General features: G+C 66.2%; 21 protein-coding genes and 2 tRNA genes. 15 read left to right on the top strand and 8 right to left on the bottom strand.

Features of this window, described 5'->3' with window-relative positions:
* Nucleotides 1-53 precede the first annotated feature (53 nt).
* From J8I82_RS19610 to J8I82_RS19595, 4 genes are all read left to right on the top strand, one after another.
* Nucleotides 54-989 carry a YicC/YloC family endoribonuclease gene (locus tag J8I82_RS19610; RefSeq protein WP_209760434.1) on the top strand — a complete coding sequence of 312 codons (936 nt, stop codon included), beginning with the start codon at nt 54-56 and terminating at the stop codon, nt 987-989.
* A gap of 54 nt (nt 990-1,043) precedes the next feature.
* On the top strand, nt 1,044-1,706 hold the full coding sequence (gene gmk / locus J8I82_RS19605; RefSeq protein WP_209760433.1) for a guanylate kinase: 663 nt from the start codon (nt 1,044-1,046) through the stop codon (nt 1,704-1,706).
* 92 nt (nt 1,707-1,798) lie between these two features.
* Nucleotides 1,799-2,002 carry a DNA-directed RNA polymerase subunit omega gene (gene rpoZ / locus J8I82_RS19600; RefSeq protein ID WP_006578656.1) on the top strand — a complete coding sequence of 68 codons (204 nt, stop codon included), beginning with the start codon at nt 1,799-1,801 and terminating at the stop codon, nt 2,000-2,002.
* A 91-nt stretch (nt 2,003-2,093) separates the two neighbouring features.
* Entirely contained in the window at nt 2,094-4,625 is a 2,532-nt protein-coding gene (locus J8I82_RS19595; protein ID WP_245179918.1) for a RelA/SpoT family protein, read from the top strand.
* A gap of 12 nt (nt 4,626-4,637) precedes the next feature.
* Here J8I82_RS19595 and greB read toward each other — a convergent pair whose 3' ends face one another.
* Nucleotides 4,638-5,204: a transcription elongation factor GreB gene (gene greB / locus J8I82_RS19590; RefSeq protein ID WP_209760432.1), complete on the bottom strand. Its 567-nt coding sequence runs from the start codon at nt 5,202-5,204 to the stop codon at nt 4,638-4,640.
* Between the two features lie 134 nt (nt 5,205-5,338).
* Here greB and J8I82_RS19585 point away from each other — a divergent pair.
* The 4 genes from J8I82_RS19585 to J8I82_RS19570 all read left to right on the top strand — a co-directional run bounded on the left by J8I82_RS19585 (nt 5,339) and on the right by J8I82_RS19570 (nt 6,502).
* A tRNA-Arg gene (locus J8I82_RS19585) sits at nt 5,339-5,415 on the top strand.
* A gap of 257 nt (nt 5,416-5,672) precedes the next feature.
* Complete coding sequence (locus tag J8I82_RS19580) at nt 5,673-5,933, top strand: hypothetical protein (RefSeq protein ID WP_209760431.1); 261 nt, start codon at nt 5,673-5,675, stop codon at nt 5,931-5,933.
* Between the two features lie 175 nt (nt 5,934-6,108).
* The gene (locus J8I82_RS19575; protein ID WP_209760430.1) at nt 6,109-6,348 is read left to right on the top strand and encodes a hypothetical protein; all 240 of its coding nucleotides are present in this window, start codon (nt 6,109-6,111) and stop codon (nt 6,346-6,348) included.
* Nucleotides 6,349-6,426: 78 nt separating this feature from the next.
* A tRNA-Met gene (locus J8I82_RS19570) sits at nt 6,427-6,502 on the top strand.
* A gap of 129 nt (nt 6,503-6,631) precedes the next feature.
* Here J8I82_RS19570 and J8I82_RS19565 read toward each other — a convergent pair.
* The gene (locus J8I82_RS19565; RefSeq protein WP_209760429.1) at nt 6,632-6,913 is read right to left on the bottom strand and encodes a hypothetical protein; all 282 of its coding nucleotides are present in this window, start codon (nt 6,911-6,913) and stop codon (nt 6,632-6,634) included.
* A gap of 180 nt (nt 6,914-7,093) precedes the next feature.
* Here J8I82_RS19565 and J8I82_RS19560 point away from each other — a divergent pair, with 180 nt between their 5' ends.
* The gene (locus J8I82_RS19560; protein WP_209760428.1) at nt 7,094-7,777 is read left to right on the top strand and encodes a Fe2+-dependent dioxygenase; all 684 of its coding nucleotides are present in this window, start codon (nt 7,094-7,096) and stop codon (nt 7,775-7,777) included.
* Nucleotides 7,778-7,826: 49 nt separating this feature from the next.
* Here the strand turns inward: J8I82_RS19560 and J8I82_RS19555 are convergent, their stop codons facing one another.
* Together J8I82_RS19555 and pdxR are read right to left on the bottom strand one after the other, a co-directional pair.
* Nucleotides 7,827-8,135, bottom strand: coding sequence for a hypothetical protein (locus J8I82_RS19555; protein WP_209760427.1), 309 nt, complete (start codon nt 8,133-8,135; stop codon nt 7,827-7,829).
* A 154-nt stretch (nt 8,136-8,289) separates the two neighbouring features.
* Nucleotides 8,290-9,738, bottom strand: coding sequence for a MocR-like pyridoxine biosynthesis transcription factor PdxR (gene pdxR, locus J8I82_RS19550; protein WP_209760426.1), 1,449 nt, complete (start codon nt 9,736-9,738; stop codon nt 8,290-8,292).
* 132 nt (nt 9,739-9,870) lie between these two features.
* On the opposite strand from pdxR, the gene J8I82_RS19545 reads away from it, so the two are divergent.
* The 3 genes from J8I82_RS19545 to lpxO all read left to right on the top strand — a co-directional run bounded on the left by J8I82_RS19545 (nt 9,871) and on the right by lpxO (nt 11,883).
* The gene (locus J8I82_RS19545; protein ID WP_209760425.1) at nt 9,871-10,314 is read left to right on the top strand and encodes a carboxymuconolactone decarboxylase family protein; all 444 of its coding nucleotides are present in this window, start codon (nt 9,871-9,873) and stop codon (nt 10,312-10,314) included.
* A 203-nt stretch (nt 10,315-10,517) separates the two neighbouring features.
* Nucleotides 10,518-10,841: a hypothetical protein gene (locus J8I82_RS19540; protein WP_209760424.1), complete on the top strand. Its 324-nt coding sequence runs from the start codon at nt 10,518-10,520 to the stop codon at nt 10,839-10,841.
* A 139-nt stretch (nt 10,842-10,980) separates the two neighbouring features.
* Complete coding sequence (lpxO, locus tag J8I82_RS19535) at nt 10,981-11,883, top strand: lipid A hydroxylase LpxO (protein WP_209760423.1); 903 nt, start codon at nt 10,981-10,983, stop codon at nt 11,881-11,883.
* A gap of 68 nt (nt 11,884-11,951) precedes the next feature.
* On the opposite strand, the gene J8I82_RS19530 is transcribed toward lpxO, so the two are convergent.
* Complete coding sequence (locus J8I82_RS19530; RefSeq protein WP_209760422.1) at nt 11,952-13,457, bottom strand: sensor domain-containing diguanylate cyclase; 1,506 nt, start codon at nt 13,455-13,457, stop codon at nt 11,952-11,954.
* A 206-nt stretch (nt 13,458-13,663) separates the two neighbouring features.
* Nucleotides 13,664-15,100, bottom strand: a complete 1,437-nt coding sequence (locus tag J8I82_RS19525; RefSeq protein ID WP_209760421.1) for an aminotransferase-like domain-containing protein — start codon at nt 15,098-15,100, stop codon at nt 13,664-13,666.
* Between the two features lie 175 nt (nt 15,101-15,275).
* Between J8I82_RS19525 and J8I82_RS19520 the strand changes: the two genes are divergently transcribed.
* Nucleotides 15,276-15,656: a hypothetical protein gene (locus J8I82_RS19520; RefSeq protein WP_209760420.1), complete on the top strand. Its 381-nt coding sequence runs from the start codon at nt 15,276-15,278 to the stop codon at nt 15,654-15,656.
* Nucleotides 15,657-15,732: 76 nt separating this feature from the next.
* The gene (locus J8I82_RS19515; protein ID WP_209760419.1) at nt 15,733-17,358 is read left to right on the top strand and encodes an NAD(P)/FAD-dependent oxidoreductase; all 1,626 of its coding nucleotides are present in this window, start codon (nt 15,733-15,735) and stop codon (nt 17,356-17,358) included.
* On the opposite strand, the gene J8I82_RS19510 is transcribed toward J8I82_RS19515, so the two are convergent.
* On the bottom strand, nt 17,355-18,626 hold the full coding sequence (locus tag J8I82_RS19510; protein ID WP_209760418.1) for a TIGR03862 family flavoprotein: 1,272 nt from the start codon (nt 18,624-18,626) through the stop codon (nt 17,355-17,357). The genes J8I82_RS19515 and J8I82_RS19510 overlap by 4 nt on opposite strands.
* A gap of 102 nt (nt 18,627-18,728) precedes the next feature.
* Between J8I82_RS19510 and J8I82_RS19505 the strand changes: the two genes are divergently transcribed.
* Nucleotides 18,729-19,322, top strand: a complete 594-nt coding sequence (locus J8I82_RS19505) for a DUF1415 domain-containing protein (RefSeq protein ID WP_209760417.1) — start codon at nt 18,729-18,731, stop codon at nt 19,320-19,322.
* Nucleotide 19,323: 1 nt separating this feature from the next.
* Here J8I82_RS19505 and J8I82_RS19500 read toward each other — a convergent pair whose 3' ends face one another.
* Nucleotides 19,324-20,190 carry a class I SAM-dependent methyltransferase gene (locus J8I82_RS19500; protein ID WP_209760416.1) on the bottom strand — a complete coding sequence of 289 codons (867 nt, stop codon included), beginning with the start codon at nt 20,188-20,190 and terminating at the stop codon, nt 19,324-19,326.
* Between the last annotated feature and the right edge of the window lie 5 nt (nt 20,191-20,195).

Genomic DNA, 20,195 nt, shown 5'->3' with positions numbered 1-20,195 from the left:
AGCCCGCGGGGCCGGCAGCGCCCCGGGGCCGCCTCCACTCACGAGAACATCCAATGATCCACAGCATGACAGGCTATGGCCTGGCGACGCGCCAGGCGCCACTGACCAACGCACAGGGCGAGCCGAGCGGGCGCAGCGCCTCCGTTTCGGTGGAATTCCGCACTGTCAATTCGCGTTTCCTCGACCTGTTGTTCCGGGCCCCGGAAGAGTGCCGCGCCTTTGAGCCGGCGCTGCGCGAGATGCTGATGGCCGAGCTGTCGCGCGGCAAGCTGGAATGCCGCATCAACCTGCAGCGCACCGACTCGGGCGGCGCCACGCTGGCGCTCAATGACGGCCTGTTGTCGCAGATCCGCGCGCTGGAGACCACCGTGGCCGGCACCTTCCCCAGCGCCGGCACGTTGCGCATGGGCGAGATCCTGCGCTGGCCGGGCGTGCTGGTCGAGCCCGAGCTGTCGCAGGACGCGCTGCGCGAAGCCGTGACCGGCGCCGCGCGCGAGGCGCTGGACCAGCTGCTGGAAGCGCGCCGCCGCGAGGGCGAGGCGCTCAAGGCGGCGCTGATGGAGCGCGTCGACGCCATGCTGGCGATCGTCGAGCGCCTGACGCCGGCGATCCCGCAGCTGATCGCGCACCATCAGCAAAAGCTGACCGAGCGCCTGCAGGAAGCGTTCAACCTGGCCGCGCCCACCGGTATGCCGTCGATGAGCCGCGACGAGATTGCCGAGCGCATCCGCCAGGAAGCCACCGTCTACGGCATCCGCATCGACATCGCGGAAGAGCTGTCGCGGCTGCAGGCACACCTGAACGAGACCCGCCATATCCTGAAGAAGGGTGGGCAGGTCGGCAAGCGCCTCGACTTCATGATGCAGGAGCTGAATCGCGAGGCCAACACGCTCGGCTCCAAGGCCGCCGCCAAGGAGCTGGCCGATGCGTCGATGGAGCTCAAGCTGCTGATCGAGCAGATGCGCGAGCAGGTCCAGAACCTCGAATAACGCAGCAAGCACCGGCATACCCCAGGAATCACCCGAAGTCACCGAATCATCATCATGAGCCAAACGTCTCAAACCGCGCCGCATCCTCCCATCGACACCGTCTACCCTGGCAACCTGTTCATGGTCGTGGCGCCGTCGGGAGCCGGCAAGTCGACGCTGGTCAACGCGCTGCTGGCGCAGGACCCGGCCATCCGCCTGTCGATCTCGCATACCACGCGCGCGCCGCGCCCGGGCGAGCAGGACGGCCGCGAATACCACTTCGTCAGCGTCGACGCCTTCCGCGCCGCGCGTGACCGAGGCGAGTTCCTGGAGTGGGCCGAGGTCCATGGCAACTACTACGCGACCTCGCGCGTGTGGATCGAGCAGCAGATGGCGCAAGGCAACGACGTGCTGCTCGAGATCGACTGGCAGGGTGCGCAGCAGGTGCATCAGCGCTTCTCCAACGCGGTCGAGATCTTTATCCTGCCGCCGTCGCTGACCGCGCTGGAAGAGCGCCTGAAGAAGCGCGGCCAGGACGAGCCCAACGTGATCGTGCGCCGCCTGCTGGCGGCGGGCAGCGAGATGTCGCATGCGTCGGAGTCGGACTACGTCATCATCAACGAGGTCTTCGACGATGCGCTGGAAGAGCTGCGCAACGTGGTTCGGGCTACCCGTCTGCGCTTTTCGTCGCAAAAGGCACGGCACGCGGAGCTGTTCATCGAGCTCGGCATCCACTGAGCCGAGGCACGCGAGCGCAGGCACCTCCGGCGTTTTCCGCCGCGTGCTGTAAAATAGCAACCCAACAGGTTTTGTCCCAAGGTGGATTTGATATGGCGCGTATTACCGTCGAAGATTGTCTGAAACACATCCCGAATCGCTTCGAGCTCGCCCTGGCGGCCACGTACCGTGCGCGCCAGCTGGTGCAGGGCCACACGCCCAAGGTCGAGGCCAAGGACAAGCCGACCGTGGTGGCACTGCGCGAGATCGCGTCGGGCCAGGTCGGCATCGAGATGCTGAAGAAGGTCCCGACCTGATCGACCCGATCGAGCGGCCGGCCCATGGCTCATCCTCGCAACGTGCCAGCATATTTCCAGGCTCTCCAGCCGGATTCCAGGGGCCGCCGCCATGCCTTCGCCGCATCTGCCCTCCCAGCCTTCCTCTCCGCCAACGCCCGCGGCGGGCGCGCACGGCGATGCGGCGCCGCCCACGGCGCGTAAGCGCACCATCCCGGGCCAGTCTTCCGTGAACGCGCGCACCGGCGCTCCCAATCTTCCCGATCCGCTTGGCGACGATGTCGTCGGGGAACGTGCCGTCGCGCCCGCGCTCGCACCGGGCAAGGCGAGGGCTCTCGCGCTGCCGGATGAGCTGGCGGCAGTGCAGGAAGCGACGCCTCCGGTAGCGGACAGTCTGTTTATCGATGCAGTGCTGGCGCAGTCATACCGGCACTTCTTCGGTCCGACTTCGCAGCCGGCGGTGCCGCCGCGCCAGCAGGTCATTTCCATCACCCGGCTGATGGAAAAGCTCGCGTACCTGAAGGCGCCCGACCTGGCGCGCGTACGCGAGGCCTTCCAGTTTTCCGACGAGGCCCACCTGGGCCAGTACCGCCAGAGTGGCGAGCCCTACATCACCCATCCGGTGGCGGTGGCCGAGCTGTGCGCGGACTGGAAGCTGGACGTGCAGTCCATCATGGCGGCGCTGCTGCACGACGTGATGGAAGACCAGGGCATCACCAAGAGCGAGCTGGCCGAGAAATTCGGTCCCAAGGTCGCCGAACTGGTCGATGGCCTGACCAAGCTGGACAAGCTCGAATTCCAGAGCCGCGAGCAGGCGCAGGCGGAAAGCTTCCGCAAGATGCTGCTGGCGATGGCGCGCGACGTGCGCGTGATCCTGGTGAAGCTGGCCGACCGTACGCACAACATGCGCACGCTCGACTTCGTGCCGCCGGAGAAGCGCCGCCGCATCGCGCTGGAGACCATGGAGATCTATGCGCCGATCGCGCACCGTCTCGGTCTCAACACCATCTACCGCGAACTGCAGGAACTGTCGTTCAAGGTAGGCTCGCCGTTCCGTTACGCCACGCTGGAAAAAGCGGTCAGGGCCGCGCGCGGTAATCGGCGCGAGGTAGTCAAGCGCATTCTCGAGGCCGCGCAGAAGGGACTCGCCGATGCCGGCATCGTGGCCGAACTGTCCGGCCGCGAGAAGACGCTGTACAGCATCTACCGCAAGATGCACGACAAGCAGCTGTCGTTCTCGCAGGTGCTGGACGTATACGGTTTCCGCGTGGTGGTGGAAACGCAGATGCACTGCTACATGGCGATGGGCGCGCTGCATGGCCTGTACAAGCCGATGCCGGGCAAGTTCAAGGACTACATCGCGATCCCGAAGATCAACGGCTACCAGTCGCTGCACACCACGCTGGTGGGTCCGTTCGGCACGCCGGTCGAGTTCCAGATCCGCACGCGCGACATGCACCAGATCGCCGAGGCCGGCGTGGCCGCGCACTGGATGTACAAGCACCAGGCCGACCACGCCAACGATATCCAGCAGCAGGCGCACCAGTGGCTGCAGTCGCTGCTCGATATCCAGAGCCAGAGCGGCGATTCGCAGGAATTCCTCGAGCACGTCAAGATCGACCTGTTCCCCGACGCGGTCTACGTGTTCACGCCCAAGGGCCATATCCGCGCGCTGCCGCGCGGCGCCACCGCGCTGGACTTTGCCTACGCGGTGCACAGCGACCTGGGCAACCAGTGCGTCGCGGTCAAGATCAACAACGAGCTGCTGCCGCTGCGCACGGAGCTCAAGAGCGGCGATATCGTCGAGGTGGTGACGGCGCCGTACTCCAAGCCGAACCCGGCGTGGCTGTCGTTCGTGCGCACCGGCAAGGCGCGCGCGGCGATCCGCCATTACCTGAAGACCACCAAGCTGGACGAAGCGATCCAGCTCGGCGAGCGGCTGCTGGAACAATCTGCGCGCCAGCTGGGCATCGAACTGAAGGCCGTGCCGCAGTCGGTGTGGGAGCGCATGATCCAGTGGACCGGCAACAAGCAGCGCGAAGACATCTTTGCCGACCTGGCACTTGGCCGGCGCGTGCCGGCGGTGGTGGCCAAGCGCATGGAAATCCTGCTGCAGGAGCTGTCCGGCGACGTCGACAGCGCGCTGCTGGCGGCGGTGCAGACCTTTGCCGGCGAAGAGGCGCCCGCGGTGCCGATCACCGGCGACGAGGGCATGTCGATGATCTTCTCGGCATGCTGCCGCCCGATCCCGGGCGATTCGATCGTCGGCTACCTGGGCAAGGGCGAAGGGCTGCAGATCCACGTACAGGACTGCAAGATCGCCAAGCGCCTGCACAGCAAGGATCCGGAGCACTGGATCGACGTGATGTGGGCCAAGAAGACCACGCGGGCCTTCGACGTGTCGATCAAGGTGATGGTGCGCAACGTCAAGGGCATCGTCGCGCGCGTCGCCGCGGACCTGACCGCCGCCGATGCCAACGTCGCGCACGTGGCGATGGAGCAGCAGGACGGCAGCCATCAGGAAGCCACCTACATGCAGTTCATCATCCAGGTGCAGAACCGCCTGCACCTGGCCAACGTGATGCGTGGGCTGCGCCGCAACCCCGACGTCATCCGCATCTTCCGCGACCGCAACGACGGCTAGGCAGGCGCCTGACTACTGATTGTTTTTTGTCGGGTAGCTGACTTCCAGGATATCGATCTGCTCGACCCCGGCGGGCGTGCGCAGCGGCACGGTGTCGCCTTCACGCGCCTTGATCAGCGCCTTGGCGATCGGCGAGATCCAGCTGACACGATTGCTGTCCAGGTCCACTTCGTCCATGCCCACGATGGTGATGGTGGTCTCTTCACCGGCGCGGTTGGCATAGGTGACGGTGGCGCCGAAGAAGATCTGGTCGTTGTCGCCCTGCAATGAGGGATCGACCACTTCGGCCTTGTCCAGGCGGCGCGTCAGGAAGCGGATGCGGCGGTCGATCTCGCGCAGGCGCTTCTTGCCGTAGAGATAGTCGCCGTTCTCGGAGCGGTCGCCATTGGACGCCGCCCACGAGACGATCTGCACCACGTCGGGCCGGTCGACGTCGATCAGCTGCATCAGCTCATTGCGCAGGCGGTTGTAGCCATCGGCGGTGATGTAGTTCTTGGTGCCGGGAGGCAGCGGCGTTGCGCCTTCGGGGAGGTCGTCGTCCTCGTCGCCTGAGGACTCTTTGACAAATGCCTTGTTCATGGTCCGGATCACTTCTTCGGGTTCTCATTATAGAAAAACGCTGCGGACAGACCCACGCTCGCGAAAAGATGAGAAAAAAGTGCCGAAGGGGGTTCACAAATCTGAAATCTCAGATATAATCTCTTTTCTCGAGTGCGGCTGTAGCTCAGTTGGATAGAGTACTTGGCTACGAACCAAGGGGTCGTGGGTTCGAATCCTGCCAGCCGCGCCACCTATGCAGTAAGAAAAGGGCTTCCTGAAACGGAAGCCCTTTTTGTTTTGCTGCTTTCCTTCCCTCCGTCCGTCGAGGGCATCGCTTGGCCGCCCGGCCGGTGCCTTCTCGCCTGTCACCTTGTCGTCCCCTGTGTTGTCCTCGTGTCGTCCATGCGCCGGCAGCGCTTTTTGGCGCGCCACGGCTTGCGCGCTCGCGTGCCGCCTCCTAGGCTCGAACCAACAGGCGAAGCACGCCGACCCTCCGGAGCAATGGGTATGGAAAACGACTGGCGCGTCGAGCAGTACCGCGACATGGATGTCTACGTGCTGGTCTCGCCGCAGGGCGAGCGCAGTATTGGACGATGGGGCTACGAAGTGCGTGTGGCGCAGGAGGGGGCGGACCCCGCCGACGCGGGCGACATCGAAGTGCTGGCGAGTGGCGCGCAGCAATTCGCCACTCGGCACGCTGCGGAAGTGGCGGCCTTTGGTGCCGGCTATGCGCTGGTGGATCGGATGCTAGGGCCGCCGCCGGAGTAATGGCCGGGCGCGCCACATGGGCTGATATGATATTGCGAACGACGCAACGGCATATATCACACGATGATCTATCCACCTTGACCCGGATCATTTTTGATCCGGGGCGGCATTCCTACGCTGGATGTGGAAGCGAGCGGCGTCTTGCTCGCCATCGCGGCAGAAGGAGTGCCGCGCCATGCCTGAATTCGAAGGCTACAAGGTCGTCTACGAAGTGATTGCCCTGCCCAAACGCAAGTGGGCCATCCTGGTCAAAATCGTTCGTCGCAGCGATGGCATCGTCGTCGCCGGGCGGCATAGCCCGTTTCCCAACCATGCGTTCGACACCAAGCTCGAGGCGCTCGATCAGGTGAACCGCTACATCGAGGTGCTGCTCGCCACGCACGATGCCGACGGCAAATCCATGCATCGCGCGTGAGCAAGCCAGCGATTTCACAGCGAACATAGAAAAGCCTTGCCAGATGCGTGCGAATACTGCATAATGTTTTTCTTCAGACGCGGGGTGGAGCAGTTGGCAGCTCGTCGGGCTCATAACCCGAAGGTCGCAGGTTCAAGTCCTGCCCCCGCAACCAACGCCTTCGCGGCATTCGCCGCAATTCTTCGAGGCGTTGTTCTCCAGGCCGATCGGCCTGATTCATTCCCAGTTTCGAATTGAATCCGCAAAGCCGCGCGATGATCACGCGCATGGCGCCTGCACGCCGTCAGGCAGGCAATCGCTGTGCCGCCTTCAGGAAAGTATCGCGTACCAATGCCTGGTCTTCGCGCTCGGCCGCTTCCGCGCGCTCACGCAGCCGCTTGGCCAGCACCGCCAGCGTGCCTTGTGACTGCGGACCGCCGGCCGCCTGGCATTTGGCCACCGCCTCGCGCATCACGGCATCGAGCTCGGCGCCGACATCGGCACCATCGAAGGCGCTCACCGACAGGGCTGAAATTCGTTCCAGATAAAGATTGACCAGCGCTTCGTCGTGTAGCGGTTCGGACATGTCTTCTCCTTGGCGATGACGGGAACACAAAAACCATTGTAGTGGAACCGGCGCCTGCGCAAGGTCAAACAATAATGATTCTTGTTCGAGCGAGATCACGGTTCACATACAATACCGTCTTCGTGAAGCGTCCGTCCGGCGTGCGCGCTTTCCCATTCTTGCCCAAAGGTTGTCGCCACCATGTTGCTGCAGATTCCAGACGTACTTTCCAAGGACCAGGTGGCGCAGGTGCGGCAGATCATCGATGCCGCGCCGTGGACCGACGGCAATGAAACCTCGGGCTACCAGTCGGCGCTGGCCAAGCGCAACCTGCAGTTGCCCGAAGGCTCGCCCGCGGCGCGCCAGGTTGGCGACCTGATCCAGGATGCGCTGGGCAACAACGCGTTGTTCTTCTCGGCGGCGCTGCCGCTCAAGGTCTACCCGCCGCTGTTCAACCGCTATGAGGGCGGGCACACCTTTGCCAACCATGTCGACAATGCGATCCGTTACCTGCGCGGCACCAGCTTCCGCATCCGCAGCGACCTGTCGGCAACGCTGTTCCTGACCGAACCGGACCAGTACGACGGCGGCGAACTGGTGGTCGAGGACACCTACGGGCAGCAACGCGTGAAGCTGCCGGCCGGGCATATGGTGCTGTACCCGGCTACCAGCATCCACCACGTGACGCCGGTCACGCGCGGCGCGCGGGTGTCGTCCTTCTTCTGGATCCAGAGCATGGTGCGCGACGATGGCCAGCGTTCGCTGCTGTTCGAGATGGACAGGCGCATTCGCCAGACGGCGCAGGAACTCGGCCAGTCGCATGAAGCCGTGATCGGCCTGACTGGTGTCTACCACAACCTGCTGCGCCGCTGGGCGGACGCCTGAGCGCCACCAGCGCCGGCGGGGCGCTATGTCGATGCAGCGAAGGGCGTGGCTAATCGTCGCGCCGCCGTCGCATCTGCAACTGCTCGATCGGGGAGGGCTGGATGCGGCGCCGTGCCGGCCGCAGGACGCGGTTCGGCCACAGCACGTAGTTGGTGTGCGGGTCCAGCGGCTTGCCGAGATACGACACCCAGACCTGCACGCCGTGCTCGGTCTCGGCGATCACGGCTGCGACGGCACGCGCCGCGGCGGAAGGGGACTTGAGCAATTCCGCCAGGGCTTCGACGCCCTGCACGACATGGTGCTTCACCCCTGAAAACCATGCGTACTGACGCATGGCGGACAACAAACGCTTGGTCATGAACGCGACTCTGGTGTAGTTGGAAGTGCGAATGAGACTGCTTCCCGTCAGATTTGTTCAACGGAAGCTTGCGGACGCCAGTATGCCGGGGCGTGCGCTCCCACGCATTCGGTGCGTACCCTGAGACCGGCACTTTTCCGGAATGTCGACGGCGTCACACGACGTGCGCCGGCTCGGGGGCCAGGGCAGAGAGTACCATTGCCAGCCGGTCGAGCGCCGGATCGATGTCGAGCAGGTCGATGGCGCCGAAGCCGAGCAGCAGGCCAGCGCAGGTCGGCGGCGGCGTGGCGTAGAAGGGGTCGAGGGTGGCCAGTTCCAGCTCCGCGAGGCGTGCCATCGCCACCAGCGCGTCGGCAGCCACCGGCACGCGCAGCCGCGCTGCCAGGTGAAATCCGGCCATTGCCGGCAGGGCTTCGAGCCACGGTGACAGGTCGCCGTGCAGCCGCGCCAGCAGCCGCGAGCGCCGCTGCGCATGGCGCGCGTGCGAGCGCCGGATATGGCGCAGCAGGTGTCCCTCCGACATGAAGCGCGCCAGCGCGTGCTGGATCAGCGTCGGGGTGTACCAGTCCATCAGGTGCTTGACCTTGCGTGCCGCCGGCATCAGCCATGGCGGCACCACCAGGTAGCCGCAGCGCAGGTTGGCCAGCAGCGTCTTGGAAAACGTGCCCAGGTACACCACGCGCCCATGGCGGTCCAGCGTCTGCAACGCGTCCAGCGCCTGCCCGCCATAGCGGAACTCGCTGTCGTAGTCGTCCTCCAGGATCACCGCATGGCGGCGCGCGGCCCAGTCGAGCAGCGCCTGCCGCCGCGCCAGGCTCATCGGCATGCCCAGCGGCGACTGGTGCGACGGCGTGACAAAGACCAGCGTCGCCTCGCCGGGCAGTGTCTCCACCACCAGTCCTTCGCCGTCGACCGGCACCGGCACCACGCGCGCGCCCAGCCCCTGGAACAGCGCGCGCGCCATCGGGTAGCCGGGATTTTCCATGGCTACCACGGCGCCCGGCCCAAGCAGCAGCCGGGCGACCAGGTCGATGCCCTGCTGCGCGCCGGCGGTGACCAGGATATCGGTGGGTGCGCCCTGCACGCCGCGAGTGAAGGCGATATGGGTGGCAATGGCCTGCCGCAGCGGCATCTCGCCGCAGGGGTCCGCTGGCCCGGGCGTGCGTTGCCGCTCCGCCGCCAGTACCGTGCGCACGCAGCGCGACCAGGCTTCGTGCGGGAAGCGCGCGGTGTCGGCCTGGCCCGGCTGGAAGGCATAGCGCGCACCACCTGCCGGCCCGAGGAAGGGCGCTTCGACCGCCATCCAGCGCTGCACCGCCGGCGGCAGCACCGGCGCGGCGGCAATGCGCACCGGCTTGCGCGCCAGACCCTCGGCGACATAGGTACCGTCGCCGACGCGGGCGTGCAGCCAGCCCTCCGCCACCAGCCGCTCGTAGGCGGTGGTCACGGTCTTGCGCGCGACGCCCAGCTGCGTGCCGAGCAGCCGCGTGGGTGGCATGCGTGCACCGGCCTCGAGGCGCCCGGCCTGGATGGCGTTGCGGATCTGGTGGACGATCTGCCCCGTAAGGTCCCCGGCGTGGTCCAGCGCGAGATGGAGCTCCATGGTCCTTGTCCGGAAATTGGACTACTAATTTTGCCGGAAATTGGCAGTGTACGGAGCCAATCTCCGGGGCTATCTTTGAGTCCAACGGGCCAGCGCCCGCCCATCACTCAACCGGATCCCTGGAGCATCGACATGGAAGAACGCATGAACTGGCAAGACGTGGCCCCGGACGCCTACAAGGCCATGGTCGGCGTGGAGATCTACCTGGCCCGCTGCGGGCTCGAAAACAGCCTGAAGGAACTGGTGAAGATCCGTGCCTCGCAGATCAACGGCTGTGCCTTCTGCCTCGACATGCATGTGACCGACGCGCGCAAGCACGGCGAGAGCGATCGCCGCCTAAGCCTGCTGCCGGCATGGCGCGAAGTGAGCTGGTTCACCGCGCGGGAGCGTGCCGCGCTGGCCTGGACCGAGGCGCTGACATTGCTGCCGCAAAGCCAGGCGCCCGACGCTGACTACAACGCGGTGCGCGAGCAATTCTCGGAGAAGGAAATTGCCGACCTGACCTTGCTGATCTCGATGATCAATGCGTGGAACCGCTTCGGCGTCGGCTTCCGTCGCCAGCCGCCGGCGCTCTGAACATAGCGGCGCGCTGCATTCGCTCGCCACAGGCGCCGAACGGAAGGCACAACCGCGGCGCGCGGCAGGGAGGCATCGTGGCCCGATGGCCGATGCGATGGTAGGCTATGGCAATGCCGATCAGGTCGAGCGCGATGCTGAGAAGTTCGTCGCCGCGTGACTGGCGGTGCCCATCGCGTTCATGCCTTGCCAGGAGTCTGCCCATGACAGAAGACACCCTGCTGCAACTGATGGCCGAGGTCGAAAAGGAAGACCCGATCGACTACGCCGACCTGCCGTTCGACGACAGCGCGCTGCGCCAGCTGGCGTGCCGGCTGATCGCCGAGCGCTCCGAGCAGATGGAAACGTCCGGCATGCCGATGGAAGCGCTGCTGGCCACGATGTGGGCCTCGACCGCCAAGCTGGTGCTGGAAAACCTCGTGCTCAACGCCCGCTTGCTGACACTGCAGGGCATGCCCGAGGATGCCCAGGCGCTGATCGATCGCATCGCGCGCCAGTCGCGCGGCGGGCAGGATCGCGAGTCCTAGATCGCCTCTCGCTGTGATGTGCCTCAGCCGCCACTAGCTGCGGCGTGCCGGCCATTTCGGTAAAATGCCGGTTTTCGCCCAGCCTGCCCGCTGCGTCCGTCATTGGCGCGCCAGGGCGGCCAACCAGGAGGACCTTCGGGTGATCAAGTGGATAATCGTCGCGGGCTACCTCGGTGCCATCCTGTATGTGCACTTCCGCGGCAAGGTAAGGCTGAAGATCTGGCGCCAGCTGCTGGACCATTCGGCGCTGGTCGCGCCGATCAACTGCTTCATGTACGCGTTCTCGGGCGTGCCGCGCACGCCGTACATCCCGGTCGATAATTTCCCGGACCTGGAGAAGCTGCGCGCCGCGTGGCCGGAGATCCGCGACGAAGGCCTGGCGCTGGCCGCGATGCGCAAGATCAAGGCCGCGGACAAGAACGACGACGCCGGCTTCAATTCATTCTTCAAGTACGGCTGGAAGCGTTTCTACCTGAAGTGGTACGAGGCCCAGCACCCGTCCGCCGAAGTGCTGTGCCCCAAGACCGTGGCGCTGCTGCGCGAGCTGCCGAGCGTGAAGGCGGCGATGTTCGCCGAGCTGCCGCCTGGCGGCAAGCTCAATCCGCACCGCGACCCGTTTGCCGGCTCGCTGCGCTACCACCTGGGTTTGTCCACGCCCAACGACGACCGCTGCTTTATCGAGGTCGACGGCGAGCGCCACAGCTGGCGCGACGGCGAGGGCGTGGTATTCGACGAGACCTACCTGCACTGGGCCGAAAACCGCAGCGACGCCAACCGGCTGATCCTGTTCTGCGATATCGAGCGGCCGATGCGCTATGGCTGGGCCGCCAGGTTCAACCACTGGATGGGCCGCAAGGTCATGACCGCGGCGAGTTCGCCCAACGACGAGCACGACCAGACCGGCATGATCAACAAGCTGTTCCGCTTTGTCTGGCTGGGCGGGCAATATCGCCGCCGCTTCAAGGCATGGAACCGCCAGCTGTACTACGTGGCCAAGTTCGGCCTGATCGTGGGGGGCGTGGCCCTGGTCATCTTCCTGTAATTCGCGAGATGTCATCAGCAAAAGAGCCGGCGCCTGCCGGCTCTTTTGCTTTCTTGCGTCAGGCTGCTTCAGTTGCCGCGGCGGCGCTCGTTGCCCAGCGCCTCGTAGTGCGCACGCTTGGCTTCGTACATGCGGCTGTCGGCCACCTTGACCGCGTCGGTCAGGCGCTCGCCCTGCACGCAGGTGGCATGGCCGATAGAGAAGCTCAGGCGCACGCCGGGATAGAAGGTGTTGTTCAGTTCGACCACCTGTTCGATCTGCTCGACCACCGTGGCGGCGCCGCGCTCGTCGCGGCCGGGCAGCAGCACCATGAATTCATCGCCGCCGATGCGCGCCACGCAGGCCTGCTCGCCCACCGCTTTCTTCAGCACCTCGCCGGTGCGGCGCAGCAGTCCGTCGCCGTCGCCGTGGCCGAACTGGTCGTTGACCACTTTCAGCCCGTTCAGGTCCACCGCCACCACGCTGACCGGCCACGGGCCCTTGCGGCCCAGCCGCGCCAGTTCGTCTTCGTAGTAGGCGCGGTTGTAGAGCTTGGTCAGCACGTCGTGCTTGCCCAGGAACTCGACATAGGCCTCGGCCTTCTTGCGCGCGGTGATGTCGGTCAGCGACACCAGCACCTGGTCCCAGTCGGCTTCGCAGCCGGGGAAGACCGACCACTGCATGAAGACGTCGACCTGGCGGCCATCGAGGGTGTAGTTGATGACTTCGCGCTGCTGCCACAGCTTCTCGTGCCAGAGGTCGACCAGCTGCTCGGCAAAGTGGATGCGCATGTCGTCGCGGAACACATCGCCGAGGCGCGACAACAGGATCTGCTTGGACCCGGCGCCGAACATCAGCAGCGTCTGCCGGTTGACGTCGAGCACGCGGATTTCCTGCATGCAGCGCGAGACGAAGTCCGGATGCACGTTGAGGAAGGTGCGGAAGTCAGTGATGCCGGCCGCGCGCACTTCGTCCAGCAGCACCTTGACCGCGCTGAAGTCTTCCACCCACAGCGACACCGGCGAGTGTTCGAACAGGCCCACGGCGTACTGCTCGCTGCAGCGCAGCTCGCGTTCGGTGCGCACGCGCGCGGTAATGTCCTCGATCGACAGCAGCACGCGCTCCCAGCTGCCTTCATGGCCGGGCATCACCGTGGCCTCGAGCCGGATGTCGAGGCGTTCGCCGTCCAGCGTGTAATTGACGGTCTGGCTGGAAAAGCGGTTGCCGCCGTCCCAGAGCTGGCCGAGTTCTTCCACGTGCTGGTCGAACATGTCGTCGCGGAACACCGTCTCGAGGTTGGCGATGAGGTCATCGAGGCCGGCCGCGCGGAACAGGTCGAGCGTGCGCTGGTTGACATCGATCACGCGGATCAGCGACGAGCACTGCGCTACCTGGTGCGGGTTGGCGCGCAGGTAGGCGCGCAGGTCGGTGACCCCGTCGCGGCGCAGCTGTTCGAAATGCACCCGCACGTCGCTGAAGTCTTCCAGCCACAGCGACACGGGGGCGAGCTGGAACAGCGTCTGGTAGTCGTCGACGCTGTTGCCCGGTTCGGTGCCGGCAGGGCGGTTGCGCGATGCCGCGGATGGACTGCTCAAGGCCACTCTCCTTTATTCTTGTTCCCGTCTGATGGCGGCGCCTGGCAGGGGGGGCCGCCGGCAGCGGGGACCAGCCGGGCCACGGGCGCGCGCCAGCGCACAAGCATAGGCCAGGCGGTGGCAAATGGGGCAAACGGGGCGCAAAAAGCAGGTCAATCCGGCAGTCCGCCCTGCATGTGTGTTGCAAAAATGCGCGCTGCCGCAGACTAGCCGGCCAGGCGGTGCACCACGCCGGCCAGCGTGGCCAGTGCGCGCTCGATCTGCGCCGAGCGCGGCGTGCCGCAGTTGATGCGCAGGCAATGGTCGAAGCGCCCGGCGTTGGAGAACATCACCCCGGGCATCACGCGGATGCCGGCCTGCAGCGCCTGGTCGAAAACCGCCTCGGACGAGACCTGCGCGGGCATCTCCACCCACAGGTGCATGCCGCCGCGCGGCGAGCCCAGCCGCGTCCCGGCCGGGAAGCTTGCTGCCACCGCCTGGGCGAACCATTCGCGCTGCAGCTGCAGCCGCGTGCGTAGCCGGCGCAGGTGCCGTTCATGCGCGCCACTGGCGAGGAAATCCGCCGCCGCCATCTGCGACAGCATCTCGTTGGGCCGCGACAGCCCGAACTTGAGCATTTCCACGCGCGGCTGCCATTTGCCGGCAGCGATCCAGCCGAGCCGCATGCCAGGCGCCAGCACCTTGTGCAGCGAGGCGCAGTGGATCACGTTGCCGCTGCCATCCCAGGCCTTGGCCGCCGCCGGCTGGGTATCGCCGTCGGCGGTGGCGGAAAAGCAGTCGTCCTCGATCAGCGCGATGCCGCGCGCCTCGCACCACTGCACCAGGCGCGCCTTGTGCGTGTCAGGCATGATGCAGCCGAGCGGGTTCTGCAGGTTGGGCACCACCGCCACCGCGCGGATATTGTCGTAGTGCTGCGCCGCCAGTTCGAGCGCCTCGAGCGACATCCCGGTCTGCGGGCTGCACGGGATTTCCAGCGCGCGCATGCCGAGGCTTTCGAGGATCTGCAGCAGTCCGTAGTAGGTGGGCGATTCCACCGCGATCACGTCGCCCGGGCCGGCCACCGCGCGCAACGCCAGGTTGAGCGCCTCGGTACAGCCGTGCGTGATGACGATCTCCTCCGGCGCCAGTTGCATCCGCGCGTGCAGCGCCTGACGCGCGATGGCACCGCGTAGCGGCGCATGGCCTTCAGGCTCGACCGCCTCGCCGAACAGCATCGGATGCCGGCGCAGGGCGCGCGCCGCGGCGCTGCGCAGCGCCTCGGCGGGATACAGCGCGGGCGCACAGTAGGCGCCGCCCAGGTTGGTATGGACATGCTGGTGCTGGCTGCGCGCCAGCAGTCCCGAAATGCGCTGGTGGATGCCGACGTACTGCGCGGGATCGGGCAGCGCGGCGTCGGGTTCGGTCAGCGGTGCCAGCGGCGCGCGCACAGGTGCCGCGACAAAATAGCCGGCGCGCGGGCGGGCTTCGAGCAGGCCGTCGCTTTCCAGCTGGCGGCAGGCCTGCAGCGCCGTGGACAGGCTGACGCCATGCAGTCCCATCAGTGCGCGCACGGATGGCATGCGGTCGCCGGCGGTCAGCGTGCCGGATTCGATGGCGCGCCGGTAGTGGCCGGCAACCTGGCGGTAGAGCGGGGTGGATTCCATGGCGGCATGGTGGGGCGGATGGCCATCCGGGTACAGATACAGATGCGGGGTGCCTGTATCGTAACAGCCTCGGTTTTTCCTTGCTGTTCCGGTGGTGGTTGCGCGGGGGTGTGCCTGCCGTGTGCGTGAGGCGGCCGATAGGCTGGAGGCCTGAACCTGTTACCGGAGCCAAGCCATGCCAAGCCTGTCGATCGACCCTTCAGGAGCCGTGTTGCCGGCATCCGCCACATGCCTGTCTGCCGGACAATGCCTGCACCTGCGCGTGCGGGCGGGCACGGTGCTGCATGCAGGCGCCGGCCGGATCGAGGTCTGCGGGCCGCCGCAATGGCTGGCCGAAAGCTGGCACGTCCCCCGCTGGCGCCTGGGCGCGGGGGAAACGCTGACCATACCGGAACGAGGCTGGCTGCAGGTGGCAGCGCATGTCGACGCCGCCTTCACCATCGCCATGCCGCCTGGCATGTTCAGGCGCCTGGCGGCGCTGCTCGGGTGGCGCAGGCGCCGCGTGCCGGCGCCATGGCGTCATCGGCCGCAACGGATTGCCGACCCGGCGCCCTAAAAACTATAAAATTGCGCTCCGGCCGGCCTGGCACATTGGTGTGCCCAACCCCCCGGCCGCAGTTCCCGGGTTCCCCATGCTACGTCTAAGTGAAGTCAAACTCCCGCTCGACCATACCGAAAGCGACCTGGACGCCGCCGTGCGTGCCAGCGCCGCGCAGATCGGCGTCAAGGGAGACGGCCTGATCGGCTATACCGTATTCCGCCGCGCCCACGATGCGCGCAAGCGCTCCGATATCAAGCTGACCTACATCATCGATCTCGAAGTCAGCGACGAAGCCGCGGCGCGCAAGCGCATGGCCGGCAAGCCCAACTGGAGCGTGACGCCCGACATGGAGTACCACTTCGTCGCGCGCGCCCCGCAAGGCGGCCCCGCGCTGCGCCCGGTGGTGATCGGCATGGGCCCGTGCGGGCTGCTGGCCGGCCTGATCCTGGCGCAGTCGGGGTTCCGTCCGATCGTGCTGGAGCGCGGCAAGGAAGTGCGCGAGCGCACCAAGGACACTTTCGGCCTGTGGCGCAAGAGCGTGCTCAACCCGGAGTCGAACGTGCAGTTCGGCGAAGGCGGCGCGGGCACGTTCTCGGACGGCAAGCTGTACAGCCAGATCAAGGACCCGAAGCACTACGGGCGCAAGGTGCTGAACGAGTTCGTGCGTGCCGGCGCACCGGAAGACATCCTGTACAAGGCGCGCCCGCATATCGGCACGTTCCGCCTGGTCAGCATGGTCGAGAAGATGCGCGCCGAGATCATCGCGCTGGGCGGCGAGATCCGCTTCGAAACGCGCGTCGACGATATCGACATCGACGGCGGCCAGGTGCGCGGCCTGAAGCTGTCGAACGGCGAATACCTGGAAGCCGACCACGTCATCATGGCGGTCGGCCACAGCGCGCGCGATACTTTCCAGATGCTGCACGATCGCGGCGTTTTCATGGAGGCCAAGCCGTTCTCGCTGGGCTTCCGCATCGAGCATCCGCAGGGCCTGATCAACCGCAGCCGCTTCGGCAAGTTCGCCGGCAACAAGCTGCTGGGCGCGGCCGACTACAAGGTGGTGCACCACTGCAGCAACGGGCGTTCGGTGTACAGCTTCTGCATGTGCCCGGGCGGCACGGTGGTGGCGGCGGCATCGGAGCCGGGGCGCGTGGTGACCAACGGCATGAGCCAGTACAAGCGCGCCGAGCGCAATGCCAACGCCGGCATTGTGGTCGGCATTACCCCGGAAGATTATCCCGGCGGACCGCTGGCCGGCATCGAGTTCCAGCGCAAGTGGGAAGAACGCGCGTTCGAGCTGGGCGGCAGCAACTACAACGCGCCGGGCCAGCTGGTGGGCGATTTTATCGCCGGCCGTGCGTCGACGTCGCTGGGCTCGGTCGAGCCTTCGTACAAGCCGGGCGTGACGCCGACGGATCTGAGCACGTCGTTGCCCGACTACGTGATCGAGGCAATCCGCGAAGGCATTCCGGAGATCGACAAGAAGCTGCCGGGCTTCGCGCTGCATGACGCCGTGCTGACCGGCGTGGAGACGCGCACCTCGTCGCCGCTGCGCATCCGCCGCAACAACGACGATTACCAGAGCATCAACGTCAGGGGCCTGTACCCGGCGGGCGAGGGTGCCGGCTATGCCGGCGGCATCTACTCGGCCGCGATCGACGGTATCGAGGTGGCCGAAGCGGTGGCGCTCAGCATCGTCGGCGGCAAGCTGGCCTAGGCCTGCAGATACGCCGCGGCGCCCAGCGCCGCGGTGCGCCCGCTGGCAAAGCATGCCGTCAGCAGGTAGCCGCCGGTGGGCGCTTCCCAGTCCAGCATTTCGCCCGCGCAGAAGACGCCTGGCAACGCGCGCAGCATCAGGCGTTCATCCATCGCCTCGAAACGCACGCCCCCCGCGCTGCTGATGACCTCGTCGATCGGCCGCGGCCGCAGCAGTCGCAGCGGCAGCGCCTTCAGCGACACGGCCAGCGTGCCGGGATCTTGCATCGCATCTTTCGTCAGGCATTCGCGCAGCAGACCGGCCTTGACACCGGTAATGCCGAGCCGGCTTTGCAGATGGCTCGACAGGGAACGCGAGCCGCGCGGATGGTTCACTTCGTTGCCGACCTGTTCCGCGGTGTGCGAGGGCAGCAGGTCGAGGTGGATCACCGCGCTTCTGTCGGCTTCGATCCGGTCGCGGATCGGCGCCGACAACGCATAGACCAGGCTGCCTTCGATGCCGGTGGCGCTGATGACGAACTCGCCCTGGCGGTAGTGCGCGTTGCCGTCGCGATCGGTCAATGCAATCGCCACCGGCTTGAGCGGCGTGCCGGCGAAACGATCGGCAAACGATTCGCTCCATGCCACATCGAAGCCGCAATTGGCGGGGCGCAGCGGCGCGATATCGACGCCACGGCCAGCCAGCCGCGGCACCCACGCGCCATCCGATCCCAGCCGCGCCCAGCTTGCGCCGCCGAGCGCGAGCACCACGGCACGCGCGGACACGGATGCCTCGCCCCGCGGCGTGGCAAATCGCAGCGCATGCGGCGCGCCTTCGTCACAGCCCAGCCAGCCGAGCCAGCGATGCCGCATATGGAACTGCACGCCGGCCTCGCGCAGCCGGTGCAGCCATGCACGCAGCATCGGCGCGGCCTTCATGTCGGTCGGGAAAACGCGGCCCGAGCTGCCGACGAAGGTGTCGATGCCAAGGCCGTGCACCCACTCGCGCAGCGCCTGCGGGCCGAAGTCCGCGAGCATCGGCGTGATCTGTGGAGCACGGGCGCCATAGCGGCCGAGGAAGGCCGGTTCCGGTTCCGCATGCGTGAGGTTCATGCCGCCCTTGCCGGCCATCAGGAACTTGCGCCCCACCGACGGCATCGCGTCATAGACCGCGACGCTGGCACCTTGCGCCGCCAGCACTTCGGCAGCCATCAGGCCGGCCGGACCGCCGCCGATGATGGCGACGTCAGGCCGATTGGCGTTGGCTGGAGGAGGAGGGGTAAGGGACATGGGGCGTTCGGCAAGGGCAAAGGGTGTTTCCGCCGCGGATTATAGAGCCTGCGGCAGCGCTAGAATGACGGCTTCCCCCGTATTGTCCAAGCTATTGCCACCATGTCTTCTGCCGCCACATCCGCAGACGCAGTCATCGCCGCCACCCGCCACTGGCTGGAACGCGCGGTGATCGGCCTGAACCTGTGTCCCTTTGCCAAGAGCGTCTATGTGAAGGAGCAGGTGCGCTACGCGGTCAGCACGGCAACCGAAGCGCCGGATGTGCTGGAAGAACTCGAGCGCGAGTTGCGCCTGCTCGAGGAATCGGATCCTGCAAAGATCGACACCACGCTGCTGATCCTGCCCGACGCAGTGGCCGATTTCCTCGACTACAACGACCTGCTGTACTTCGCCGACCGCCTGCTCGGCAGCCTCGGCCTGGAAGGCACGCTGCAGATCGCCAGCTTCCATCCGCAATACCAGTTCGCCGAGACCGGGCCCGACGATATCGAGAACTACACCAACCGCGCGCCGTATCCGATCCTGCACTTGCTGCGCGAGGACAGCATCGCGCGCGCGGCGGCGGCCTTCCCGGACGCGGCGGATATCTACGAGCGCAACCAGGCAACCATGCGCCGCCTGGGACATGCGGGCTGGCGGCGCTGGATGGCGGGCGAGGACGAAGCCGAAGGCAAGAACCCGCCCGCGAAAGACTGACTTACGCCGGCTCGGCCGGCTCGGCCCGTGTGTCCGATACCGGGACAGTGAAGAAACGCTCGTTCATCTCTTCCAGCCCCAGCGTTTCCAGCACGTTCTGCAGCCGCTCCGCCGAGCGCCGGCGCGGCAGGTCCTTGTACTGGGCGATGATCAGCTCATTCTTCATCGAGTGTTCCCAGCCCACCAGCTCGGTCACGCTGACCTGGTAGCCATGCGCCTCCAGCTGCAGGCAGCGCAGCACATTGGTCACCTGGCTGCCGAATTCACGCGTATGCAGCGGGTGGCGCCAGATCTCGGTCAGCGGATTGCCCGCCAGCAGCTTGCCCTTGTGCTTGCGCAGCACGCTGGCTACCTCGGCCTGGCAACAGGGCACCAGCACGATGTGCTGCGCGCGCTTGGCCAGCGCGAAGCGGATGGCATCGTCGGTGGCGGTATTGCACGCATGTAGCGCGGTGACCACGTCGACGGTCGGCGGCAGCTTTGGCGAGGTGATCGAGTCCGCCACCGACAGGTTCAGGAACGACATCCCGGGAAAGCCCAGCCGCGCTGCCAGCGCCTGCGAGGTCTTCACCAGTTCCTCGCGCGTCTCGATGCCGTAGATATGCGAATCGTCCTTCAATGCCTTGAAGAACAGGTCGTACAGGATGAAGCCGAGGTACGACTTGCCGGCGCCATGGTCGACCAGCGTGACGCGGCCGCGCTCATCCTTGACCTGCTGCAGAAGCGGCTCGATGAACTGGAACAGGTGGTAGACCTGCTTGAGCTTGCGCCGGCTGTCCTGGTTCATCTTGCCGTCGCGCGTCAGGATATGGAGTTCCTTGAGCAGCTCGATGGACTGGCCGGGGCGGATTTCGTGGGTATTTGACATGGGGA

Source organism: Cupriavidus consociatus, from assembly GCF_017814975.1.
GTDB classification, from domain to species: domain Bacteria; phylum Pseudomonadota; class Gammaproteobacteria; order Burkholderiales; family Burkholderiaceae; genus Cupriavidus; species Cupriavidus consociatus.
This window is presented reverse-complemented; position numbering and strand designations above follow the sequence as displayed.

Bases quoted from the DNA above. Each gene is read 5' to 3' on its own strand.
- J8I82_RS19560 (WP_209760428.1), top strand. From the start codon at position 7,094: ATGTTGCTGCAGATTCCAGACGTACTTTCCAAGGACCAGGTGGCGCAG.
- pdxR (WP_209760426.1), bottom strand. From the start codon at position 9,738: ATGGAGCTCCATCTCGCGCTGGACCACGCCGGGGACCTTACGGGGCAG.
- J8I82_RS19525 (WP_209760421.1), bottom strand. From the start codon at position 15,100: ATGGAATCCACCCCGCTCTACCGCCAGGTTGCCGGCCACTACCGGCGC.
- J8I82_RS19575 (WP_209760430.1), top strand. From the start codon at position 6,109: ATGCCTGAATTCGAAGGCTACAAGGTCGTCTACGAAGTGATTGCCCTG.
- J8I82_RS19555 (WP_209760427.1), bottom strand. From the start codon at position 8,135: ATGACCAAGCGTTTGTTGTCCGCCATGCGTCAGTACGCATGGTTTTCA.
- J8I82_RS19500 (WP_209760416.1), bottom strand. From the start codon at position 20,190: ATGTCAAATACCCACGAAATCCGCCCCGGCCAGTCCATCGAGCTGCTC.
- J8I82_RS19595 (WP_245179918.1), top strand. From the start codon at position 2,094: ATGCCTTCGCCGCATCTGCCCTCCCAGCCTTCCTCTCCGCCAACGCCC.
- J8I82_RS19610 (WP_209760434.1), top strand. From the start codon at position 54: ATGATCCACAGCATGACAGGCTATGGCCTGGCGACGCGCCAGGCGCCA.
- rpoZ (WP_006578656.1), top strand. From the start codon at position 1,799: ATGGCGCGTATTACCGTCGAAGATTGTCTGAAACACATCCCGAATCGC.
- J8I82_RS19540 (WP_209760424.1), top strand. From the start codon at position 10,518: ATGACAGAAGACACCCTGCTGCAACTGATGGCCGAGGTCGAAAAGGAA.
- J8I82_RS19515 (WP_209760419.1), top strand. From the start codon at position 15,733: ATGCTACGTCTAAGTGAAGTCAAACTCCCGCTCGACCATACCGAAAGC.
- J8I82_RS19565 (WP_209760429.1), bottom strand. From the start codon at position 6,913: ATGTCCGAACCGCTACACGACGAAGCGCTGGTCAATCTTTATCTGGAA.
- J8I82_RS19580 (WP_209760431.1), top strand. From the start codon at position 5,673: ATGGAAAACGACTGGCGCGTCGAGCAGTACCGCGACATGGATGTCTAC.
- J8I82_RS19505 (WP_209760417.1), top strand. From the start codon at position 18,729: ATGTCTTCTGCCGCCACATCCGCAGACGCAGTCATCGCCGCCACCCGC.
- J8I82_RS19545 (WP_209760425.1), top strand. From the start codon at position 9,871: ATGGAAGAACGCATGAACTGGCAAGACGTGGCCCCGGACGCCTACAAG.
- J8I82_RS19510 (WP_209760418.1), bottom strand. From the start codon at position 18,626: ATGTCCCTTACCCCTCCTCCTCCAGCCAACGCCAATCGGCCTGACGTC.
- gmk (WP_209760433.1), top strand. From the start codon at position 1,044: ATGAGCCAAACGTCTCAAACCGCGCCGCATCCTCCCATCGACACCGTC.
- J8I82_RS19520 (WP_209760420.1), top strand. From the start codon at position 15,276: ATGCCAAGCCTGTCGATCGACCCTTCAGGAGCCGTGTTGCCGGCATCC.
- greB (WP_209760432.1), bottom strand. From the start codon at position 5,204: ATGAACAAGGCATTTGTCAAAGAGTCCTCAGGCGACGAGGACGACGAC.